General features: G+C 69.6%; 8 protein-coding genes. 3 read left to right on the plus strand and 5 right to left on the minus strand.

The window, feature by feature from the left end; translation table 11 throughout:
- Positions 1-6 precede the first annotated feature (6 nt).
- Positions 7-831 (minus strand): M15 family metallopeptidase, encoded by an 825-nt coding sequence (locus ABZ893_RS10885; protein ID WP_361400122.1) that lies wholly within the window; start codon positions 829-831, stop codon positions 7-9.
- A gap of 89 nt (positions 832-920) precedes the next feature.
- Here ABZ893_RS10885 and ABZ893_RS10890 point away from each other — a divergent pair, with 89 nt between their 5' ends.
- Positions 921-1454, plus strand: a complete 534-nt coding sequence (locus ABZ893_RS10890) for an NUDIX domain-containing protein (protein ID WP_361400125.1) — start codon at positions 921-923, stop codon at positions 1452-1454.
- A gap of 29 nt (positions 1455-1483) precedes the next feature.
- Here the strand turns inward: ABZ893_RS10890 and ABZ893_RS10895 are convergent, their stop codons facing one another.
- On the minus strand, positions 1484-3841 hold the full coding sequence (locus tag ABZ893_RS10895; RefSeq protein WP_361400127.1) for a glycoside hydrolase family 31 protein: 2358 nt from the start codon (positions 3839-3841) through the stop codon (positions 1484-1486).
- 213 nt (positions 3842-4054) lie between these two features.
- Here ABZ893_RS10895 and ABZ893_RS10900 point away from each other — a divergent pair, with 213 nt between their 5' ends.
- Positions 4055-6031 (plus strand): acetoacetate--CoA ligase, encoded by a 1977-nt coding sequence (locus ABZ893_RS10900; protein ID WP_361400130.1) that lies wholly within the window; start codon positions 4055-4057, stop codon positions 6029-6031.
- Positions 6032-6111: 80 nt separating this feature from the next.
- Entirely contained in the window at positions 6112-7005 is an 894-nt protein-coding gene (locus tag ABZ893_RS10905; RefSeq protein WP_361400133.1) for a hypothetical protein, read from the plus strand.
- A gap of 61 nt (positions 7006-7066) precedes the next feature.
- Here ABZ893_RS10905 and ptsP read toward each other — a convergent pair whose 3' ends face one another.
- From ptsP to ABZ893_RS10920, 3 genes are all read right to left on the minus strand, one after another.
- On the minus strand, positions 7067-8737 hold the full coding sequence (gene ptsP, locus ABZ893_RS10910; protein ID WP_361400136.1) for a phosphoenolpyruvate--protein phosphotransferase: 1671 nt from the start codon (positions 8735-8737) through the stop codon (positions 7067-7069).
- A gap of 76 nt (positions 8738-8813) precedes the next feature.
- Positions 8814-9263: a PTS glucose transporter subunit IIA gene (locus tag ABZ893_RS10915; protein WP_361400139.1), complete on the minus strand. Its 450-nt coding sequence runs from the start codon at positions 9261-9263 to the stop codon at positions 8814-8816.
- Between the two features lie 282 nt (positions 9264-9545).
- On the minus strand, positions 9546-9764 hold a 219-nt coding region (locus ABZ893_RS10920; protein WP_361400142.1), incomplete at its 5' end, for a hypothetical protein.

Raw genomic sequence — 9764 nt, forward strand, 5'->3', positions numbered from 1 at the left:
GGACCGTCAGGAGTCTGCCATGGGCCCGCCACTCAGGGAACGTCGCGAGACGGGGAAGTCGAAGTAGGTGTCCGGGAACACCTCCGGCTTGTACGTGAAGTGCCACCATTCCTCAGGCAGGTTCACGAAGCCCTGCTCCGCGAGGGCGCCCCGCAGCAGGTCACGGTTGGCGCGCTGTGCCCCCTGGATCCGAGGGTCGTCCGTGTGGGCGAGGGTGTCGAAGCAGTCGAACCCCGTGCCCATGTCCAACGAGTTGTCGGGGAAACGCTCCTGCGGCGGCCCGTAGCAGGGCGCCAGCCGCTCACCGGGCACGTACGCGTGCGTGGGCGCCGCCGGCAGCTTCACGACCGTCAGATCGAGCGTGGAACCCCGGCTGTGCCCGGACTGCTCCGCGATGTAGCCGTCCGCGAACAGCCGCGTCTTGTCGACCTGCGGATAGAACTCCGCCTTCATGCGCTGATCGTCGAGATCCTTGGCCCACCGCACGAAGTGGTCGACCGCGCGCTGCGGCCGGTAACAGTCGTACACCTTCAGCGAGTAGCCCCGCTTCAGTAGCCCCGTCTGCGCCTGGTGCAGCGCTGTCGCGGCCGGACGCGTGAGGATGCACATCGGCTTCTCGTAGCCGTCGACGGGCACCCCGACGAAGTTGTGCGGGGTGAGGTAACGCATCTCCTGGATGATCGTCGGGTCGACGTCGCGCAGCGCCACGAACTCCCGAGGCGCCTTGGGCTCGGGCTTCGCCTGGGCGACGGTGGGGCCGGTGGCCGTCGACAGGAGCGCGGCGGCAGCGGTGACGGCGAGAGCGCGTGCAGCGATCGCGGTGCGTGTCATGAACCTGAGTCGCGTCATGAAACTGCATCTATCAGGACCAAGACCGGCCAGGGAAGACCGCCGCGACATGATCGGATACAGTCCGCGGCGTGTCAGCACCCCACCACATTGCCAACGCCGTTCCGGATTCGCACTGTTCGAGCTGCGGAACCGCCTACGGAACCGACGTCGCGGGATGGCCGCGCGCCTGCCCGGCCTGCTCCAACGTGGCCTACGGCAACCCCCTGCCCGTCGCCATCGCCCTCCAGGCCGTCTACGACAGGAGCGGTTCCGCTCTCGTCGTCATCACCCGGACCATCGACCCCGCGCGCGGGGGAGTCGCCCTGCCGGGCGGCTACGTCGACCACAAGGAGGACTGGCGCGACGCCGTCGTCCGTGAACTCAAGGAGGAGACAGGCATCGACGCCGCGAGCCGCGACGTCCGCCTCGCCGACGCCATGAGCTCACCCGACGGCCACCTGCTCCTGTTCGGCCTCCTCCCGGAACGCCCCGCCGCCGACCTCCCCGAGCCCGTCGCCACGGACGAGACCGAAGGCTGGCACCTCCTGCGCCGCCCCGCCGAACTCGCCTTCCCCCTCCACACCCTGGCCGTCCGCGCCTGGTTCGAGGGCCGCTACGTCTGACGCGCGACCGCGCGCAGGAAGACACACGTTCACAGCCCGCGAATCCGTACCGGGTACGCGGGCTCGACCGACCCGTCCTCGGTCTCCCGCTCGACCACCACACGCCCCGCACGCCACCGCGAGACATAGCGCTCGACATCCGGCGCCTCCCAGCCGTCACCGCCGTCCGGCACGACCAGGCCACCACCCTTACGGCCCTTCGCGGGAGCCCACACCTCCAGGCACAACTCACCCTCCGCGCCCCGCACGGGAATCACCGCCCCCGCGCGCGCGAAGACGGGCACACGCGACAGCGGAGCGTCCACCACGACCTGACCGGGCCCCTCGTACGCCTCCCCGCTCACGGTGTCGTACCACCGCCCCCGAGGCAGCCGCACAGACCGCCGGACCGCACCCGCCTCCAGGACCGGCGCCACCAACAAGGAGTCGCCGAACAAGAAGGCGTCCTCGCAGTCCCGCAACGGCCGGTCCCGCGGAGCACCCCACCACACAGGCCGCACATACGGAGCGCCCGTACGCCGCGCCAGATGAGCCAGTGTCACGAAGTACGGCAGCAGCCGCCAGCGCTCGACGAGCGCCACGCGCGCGTGCCCCAGCACCTCCTCGCCAAACTCCCAAGGCTCACGACGCCCGGCCCGCCGCGCACAGTGCGTACGGAACAGCGGCAGATACGCACCCAGCTGGAACCACCGCAGATACAGCTCCGGCGACGGATCCCCGTCGAACCCGCCCACATCAGGACCCGAGTACGGCACTCCGCACAGCCCGAGGCCGAGCACCAGGGACAACGACGCGCGCAACCCTGGCCATCCCGTGGCCACGTCCCCGGACCACGTCCCTCCGTAGCGCTGCATCCCGGCCCACCCCGAGCGCGAGAACAAGAACGGCCGCTCCTTGGGCCGCAGTTCGCGCAGACCTTCGTACCCCGCGCGCGCCATGCACAGCCCGTACACGTTGTGCGCCTCCCGATGATCCCCGCCACGCCCCTCCAGGGAGTGCCGCGACGAACGTGGCAGCGTCGGATCACCGAACGCGGCGAAAGATGCCGGCTCGTTCATGTCGTGCCAGAACCCCGCGAACCCCTGCGCGAGCCGCTCCTCGTACAGACCGCCCCACCACTTGCGCACCGCTGACGCCGTGAAGTCCGGATACACCGCCTCACCGGGCCACACCACGCCCCGCACCGGCCGTCCAGCGGCATCCCGTACGAAGGCGTCCGCGGCCTCACCCGCGTCGTACACGGCATTACCCGCCGACGCCTTCACCGCCGGATCGACGATCGACACGAGACGCACACCGTCCCGCCCCAGATCCTCGGCCAGCCGGGCCAGACCCGGGTATGTCTCCTTGTCGACAGTGAACGCCTGATAGGCCTCGTAATGATCGATGTCCAGATGGACCGCGTCGAGCGGAAGCCCCCGCTCCCGGTAGCCCGCCACGATCCTCCGCACCTCTCGCTCGCCGCCGAAATCCCAGCGCGCGTGATGGTGCCCGAGAGCCCACGACGGAGGGAGCGCCGGCGCGCCCGTCAGCGACGCCCACGAACGCAGCACGCGCGCGGGGCTGCCCACCATGACCCAGCAGCGCAGCGGTCCGCCCTCCATCCGGAGCTCGCACCTCCCCGCCCTGTCGTGCCCGGAACCAGCACCCTCCGCCCCCTCGGAAAGCGTCACCGACCCGTCCCACGAGTTGTCGTGGAACACCAGATGCGTGCCCGCGTCGGCCACCACCATCAGCACCGGCATCGTGACCGACAGCGGATCGTCCGCCGGCCCGAACGAACCACCGGGATCCGTGTTCCACAGCCGGTACCCACCGTCCCGAAGACGAGGCCCAGAAGCCCGGCCGCCAAGCCCGAAGAACCGCGCGTCGGCCGCCACCTCGGACCGCAGCACCCACCGCGCCTCACCGCCCTCGACCGGCTCCCACCAGCGCGGCGGCAGGTCCCGACGCAGCACCACACCGCCGGGCGTGCACACGTCGACCGCACCGTCCCGCGACACGACGACGGTCACCCGCTCCGCCACGACCCGCCAGCCGCCGTCCTTGTCCGGCTCCAGAACCGCCCGCGGATCCGGCCGCGGACACGGACCCGCGAGCGCGTACGAAGGCTCCGGATCCGCGCCGTCCCAGCCCCAGAACACCTCACCCGTCACCGTCACCGTGATCCGCAGCCGCGACCGCGCGAACCGCACGACACCACCACCCGGCGCCGGCTCGGCCCCCGTCACCTCGCCCGGCACCCGCGCCCGCTCCGGCCCCCGAGGCCGCAGCCCCACCGCGTCGGCCCGCCTCCTGCGCCACGCGTACCGCACCGCCCGCAACCCCTGGACCCCACCCACCGAACCGACCGCCCTCACCACGCGCACCAGGTCACGAACGTTCATACGGCTCACCCTGTCACCGCGGCACGCGCGCGGGTGCGTCGTTCAACTGCCGTTCATCCGTGGTGGCAGCACATCTTCACGACACGGACCATGTGGGAGCCGACCTGGTGCGGAAGTCGATCACGTGGCATCGTCCTCGTCAGCCGCGTCCGCGCACACACCGGCCCGTGCGCGGGACCGACGCACACGACGCGTACCACCAGGAGCCGCCCCATGCCGTCCGCAGCGAATCCGACGCCGCTCTGGAAGCCCGACCGGGAATTCATCGCCGCAGCGCAGATCACGCGCTTCCAGGCCTGGGCTGCCGAGCACCACGGAGCCCCCGCCGACGGCGGTTACGAGGCACTGCACCGCTGGTCGGTGACCGACCTCGAATCCTTCTGGAAGGCCGTCGCCGACTGGTTCGACGTCAAGTTCGCCACCCCCTACGCGCGCGTGCTCGGCGACCGCTCCATGCCCGGCGCCGAATGGTTCCCCGGCGCCACCCTGAACTACGCCGAACACGCCCTCCGCACAGCCACCGACCCCGCGCGCGCGGACACCCCGGCGATCCTCCACGTCGACGAGACGCAGAAGCCCCGCCCCGTGACCTGGGCCGAACTGCGCCGCCAGGTCGGCTCCCTCGCCGCCGAACTCCGAGCCATCGGCGTACGACCCGGAGACCGCGTCAGCGGCTACCTGCCCAACATCCCCGAAGCGATCGTCGCTCTCCTCGCCACCGCGGCCGTCGGCGGCGTATGGACCTCATGCGCCCCCGACTTCGGAGCCCGCAGCGTCCTCGACCGTTTCCAGCAGGTCGAACCCGTCGTCCTGTTCACCGTCGACGGCTACCGCTACGGAGGCAAGGAACACGACCGCCGCGACACGGTCGCCGAACTCCGCGCCGAACTGCCCACCCTCCGCGCGGTCGTCCACATCCCGCTCCTCGGCACCGAAGCCCCCGAAGGCGCCCGCCCCTGGTCGGACCTCACCTCCGCCGACGTGGAACCCGTCGTCGAAGCGGTCCCCTTCGACCACCCCCTGTGGGTGCTCTACTCCTCGGGCACGACCGGCCTCCCCAAGGCCATCGTCCAGTCCCAGGGCGGCATCCTCGTCGAGCACCTCAAGCAGCTCGGCCTGCACTGCGACCTCGGCCCGGACGACCGTTTCTTCTGGTACACGTCCACCGGCTGGATGATGTGGAACTTCCTCGCCTCCGGCCTCCTCACAGGCACCACGATCGTCGTCTACGACGGCAGCCCCGGCTACCCCGACACGGGCGCCCAGTGGGCCATCGCCGAACGCACCGGCGCCACCCTCTTCGGCACCTCCGCCGCGTACGTCATGGCCTGTGCCAAGGCCGACGTGCACCCCTCCCGCGATCACGACCTGTCCCGCGTCAAATGCGTCGCCACCACGGGTTCCCCGCTGCCGCCCGACGGCTTCCGTTGGCTGCACGACGAGGTCCGCGAAGACCTCTGGATCGCCTCCGTCAGCGGCGGCACCGACGTCTGCTCCTGCTTCGCGGGAGCCGTACCGACCCTCCCCGTCCACATCGGAGAACTCCAGGCACCCTGCCTCGGCACGGACCTCCAGTCCTGGGACCCGCAGGGCAAGCCGCTGATCGACGAGGTCGGCGAACTCGTCGTCACCAACCCCATGCCCTCCATGCCGATCCGCTTCTGGAACGACCCCGACGGCAGCCGCTACCACGACAGTTACTTCGACACCTACCCCGGCGTCTGGCGGCACGGCGACTGGATCACCCTCACCTCCCGCGGCTCGGTAGTCATCCACGGCCGCTCCGACTCCACCCTGAACCGCCAGGGCGTCCGCATGGGCTCCGCCGACATCTACGAGGCCGTCGAACGCCTCCCCGAGATCCGCGAGTCCCTCGTCATCGGCCTCGAACAGCCCGACGGCGGCTACTGGATGCCCCTGTTCGTCCACCTCGCACCCGGCGCCGTCCTCGACGACGACCTCCGCGCACGCATCAAGCGGACCATCCGCGAGAACCTCTCCCCGCGCCACGTCCCGGACGACATCATCGAAGCCCCGGGCGTCCCGCACACCCTCACCGGCAAGCGCATCGAGGTCCCCGTCAAGCGCCTCCTCCAAGGCACACCCCTCGAAAAGGCCGTCAACCTCGGCTCGGTCGACAACGTCGAACTCCTGCGCTTCTACGAGGAGATCGCCCGCAACCGCACCTGACCCACCCCGGTTCCCCCCGCCGTTGTCAGTGCCGCCGATTACTGTGAGTGAGCATTGACCTACAGCTCACAGGGGGAACCATGGCGCACACCGAGCGCACCAGTATGCGAAGCGTCCTGCGCCGTGAAGTCGCGGGAATCATCGGCCTGCTGGCCGACGAACACGACTTCACGGCGATGAGGAGCTACCGCAGCTTCACCTTCGACGACCACGACACATACCTCCAGCAGGTCGAGACCCTCCTGCGCTCCCTCGCCGAACAGGGAGGCCACACCAGCGTCGCCCTGTTCGACCCCGAGGAATACGCCGAATTCTGCGCGGAAGAAGGCCTCGAACCGGACACCCCCACAAGCCGCACACGCTTCACCGCAGCCCTGGCCGGCACCGGCATCACCGTCCCGTACGAAGGACAGCCCCTCGCCGACCTCCTGCCCGACCTGGTCGACGAAGCCGTACGACAGGCCACCTGGGAGTACGCCTCATCCGTCCTCGCCCGCATCGGCAGCTGCGGAGCCTGCGGCCGTGACATCGGACGCGACGCCTTCGCCCGCGCCTCACACCTGCTGACGCAGATCCTCGACACAGCCGGCACCGGCCACCACCACCTCGTCTGCAGCATCCCGACCGACGCGGAAACCCTGCTCTCGGTACTCCACGTCGACCGCAGCACCGATGGCACCGCCTACCTCGACGAGAAGGAGGCGCTCGAATTCGCCACGGTCCTGGCCCTGGGCATCGCCACCCGAAGCCCCGGCGGCCTCGTCATGCGCACCACCACCCCCGACACGGACGACCGCGTCCAGGGCTGGCGCCTGCGCGACGAACGCCTCCTGCCACTCACCGCCGGCGAAGTCTTCGACGCCTACTGCACCGACGCCCAGTCCGGCGACCTCGTCGCCCCCGAGTCAGGAGTCGACTACTGCGCGGCCCCCGACCTCGGCGACGAGAACCCGGAAGGAAGGCACACCCACTGATACGACCGTGGGGCGCTTCCCAAGAAGGTGAAGCGCCCCACGACAACGAACCAGCCACCGCCTACTCGCCGGAAAGCACCGCTTGCGCCGCCTTACGCGCATCCTCGGCGGAGTCCGCAGCACGCGCGGCCGACGCCGCACGCTCGCACTGCGCCAGCGTGTACTTCGCGAGCGAAGCCCGTACATACGGAATCGACGCCGCACCCATGGAAAGGGAGGTGACACCGAGCCCTGTCAGCACACACGCGAGCAACGGATCGGACGCGGCCTCACCACACACGCCGCAGCTCTTGCCCTCGGCCCGCGCCGCCTCCGCGGACATCGAGACCAGGTCGAGCAGCGCGGGCTGCCACGGGTCCTGAAGCCGGGAAACGGCACCGACCTGCCGGTCGGCGGCAAACGTGTACTGGGCGAGGTCATTGGTCCCCAGCGAAAGGAACTCGACCTCCTGAAGAATCGAGCGCGCGCGCAGAGCCGCCGACGGAATCTCGACCATCGCACCGAACTTCGCCTGCAAACCTGCCGCCCGGCACGCGTCGGCGAAGTCCTTCGCGTCAGTACGGTCGGCGACCATCGGTGCCATGACCTCGAGGTAGACCGGCAGCCCCTCGGCAGCCTTGGCCAGCGCGGTCAACTGCGTCCGGAGAACCTCCGGGTGCTCGAGCAGAGAGCGCAGCCCACGCACACCCAGAGCCGGGTTCGGCTCGTCAGCCGGAGTCAGGAAGTCCAAGGGCTTGTCCGCCCCGGCATCCAGCACCCGCACCACGACCCGGCCCTCGGGAAACGCCTCGAGAACCGTCCGGTACGCCTCGACCTGCTTCTCCTCGGAAGGAGCCCGACCACTGTCATCCAGGAATAGGAACTCGGTACGGAACAGACCGACCCCCTCCGCCCCGGCCTCGACCGCCGCCGGCACATCGACCGGACCGCCGACGTTGGCCAGCAGCGGCACCTTGTGGCCGTCGGACGTCGCACCAGGACCGGACGATGCCGCGAGAGCGGCCTTACGCTCCGCGGCAGAGGCCTCCAGCGCGGCCCGCTTCTCAGGACTCGGCTCCACGAAGATGTCGCCGGTACTGCCGTCGACCGCGATCACCGTGCCCTCGGCGAGCTCACTGGCACCCGGCAGCGCGACCACGGCCGGCACCCCGAGCGCCCGCGCCAGAATCGCGCTGTGACTGGTGGGCCCGCCCTCCTCGGTCACGAACCCCAGCACGAGAGCCGGGTCGAGCAGCGCCGTATCGGCCGGAGCGAGGTCCCGCGCGATCAGGACGTAGGGCTCGTCGCTGTCCGGAACACCCGGCATCGCAACCCCGAGCAGCCGCGCCACGATCCGGTTCCGCACATCATCCAGGTCGGCCACACGACCGGCGAGGTACTCACCGGCACCAGCCAGCAACGCCCTATAAGAAGCGAAGGCGTCATACACAGCCCGCTCGGCCGTGCTCCCGACGGCGATACGACGCTCGACGTCGGCCATGAGTTCCGGGTCCTGCGCCATCATGGCCTGAGCCTCGAGCACGTGCTGGGCCTCGCCACCGGCCAGATTTCCGCGCGCGATCAGGTCGGCCGCCACAGCTTCCACGGCCTGCCGGGCACGCCCTTGCTCGCGCTCGGCCTCCTCCGTCGGAATCTGCTTGGCCGGCGGCTCGAGAACCGCCGTCCCCATGTGCCGAACCTCGCCGATCGCCACACCGTGGCTCACGCCGACGCCTCGCAGCGTTGTCTCCATCTCACCGTCTCCGATAGTGCGGCGGGCCCAGCCGCCGCGGGTGGTTGTCCTGCGTGCCGTCAGCGACGTCGTCGCGTCACCGCCAGCTGAACAGCGCGTCGCCGGACTTGACCTCACCGTCTTCGACCAGGTCGGCCAGCGACTCGGCGGTGGCTTCGAGCGCGACGATCGGGCAGATCGGCGACTTACCGGCGGCCTCGACCGCGGAAGGGTCCCAGCGCACCATGGCCTGGCCGCGCCGGACGGTGTCCCCCTTGTTGACGAGCAGCTCGAAGCCCTCGCCATTGAGCTGGACGGTGTCGATACCCAGGTGCGTCAGGACGCCGTGACCCTGGTCGTCCACCACTACATACGCGTGCGGGTGGAGAGAGACGACGATGCCGTCCACGGGCGCGACAGCCTCCGAGCGCTCGCGCACCGGGTCGATCGCGGTGCCGGGGCCGACCATCGCACCGGAGAAGACCGGGTCAGGAACAGCGGAGAGCCCGATGGCGCGTCCGGCGAGCGGGGACGACACACTGGTCATGGCAAGCCTCCCAAGCGGAGATTGACGGTCACCGTCACTGCCTGTCCTGGACGGCGTACCGTTTCTGAGCGTAAGTCATAAGAAGTCCCGGTTCCCCATGAGAGATCCCGGTTGGCTGGCGTAGCGGCGGCACGCAAACGATTTGCGCCTGCCCAGCGCCTGCATGTACTGTCGTACTCCTGCTTGAGGCCAGGCGGCACCACGAGTGCCCGGTGGCTCGGCAGCAACTATCAGCTCGATCCTAGCTCCGGCTCACTTCTGCATGTCTGCAGGAGGGCGCGGTCAGAACAATGGAAAATGCCTGATAGTGTTTGGACCGCCGGAAAGGGAAACGCGAAAGCCGAAAGGCCGGAGCGGAAACCTGAAAGGCACCGAGGAAATCGGATCGGAAAGATCTGATAGAGTCGGAAACGCAAGACCGAAGGGAAACTGCCCGGAGGAAAGCCCGAACAAGGTTCGGGTGAGTACAAAGGAAGCGTCCGTTCCTTGAGAACTCAACAG

It is taken from the genome of Streptomyces sp. NPDC046821 (assembly GCF_040645335.1).
Classification (GTDB): domain Bacteria; phylum Actinomycetota; class Actinomycetes; order Streptomycetales; family Streptomycetaceae; genus Streptomyces.

Excerpts from the sequence above, each read along its gene's own strand:
- ABZ893_RS10885 (WP_361400122.1), bottom strand. The coding sequence starts at position 831 with ATGACACGCACCGCGATCGCTGCACGCGCTCTCGCCGTCACCGCTGCC.
- ABZ893_RS10895 (WP_361400127.1), bottom strand. The coding sequence starts at position 3,841 with ATGAACGTTCGTGACCTGGTGCGCGTGGTGAGGGCGGTCGGTTCGGTG.
- ABZ893_RS10900 (WP_361400130.1), top strand. The coding sequence starts at position 4,055 with ATGCCGTCCGCAGCGAATCCGACGCCGCTCTGGAAGCCCGACCGGGAA.
- ABZ893_RS10905 (WP_361400133.1), top strand. The coding sequence starts at position 6,112 with ATGGCGCACACCGAGCGCACCAGTATGCGAAGCGTCCTGCGCCGTGAA.
- ptsP (WP_361400136.1), bottom strand. The coding sequence starts at position 8,737 with ATGGAGACAACGCTGCGAGGCGTCGGCGTGAGCCACGGTGTGGCGATC.
- ABZ893_RS10915 (WP_361400139.1), bottom strand. The coding sequence starts at position 9,263 with ATGACCAGTGTGTCGTCCCCGCTCGCCGGACGCGCCATCGGGCTCTCC.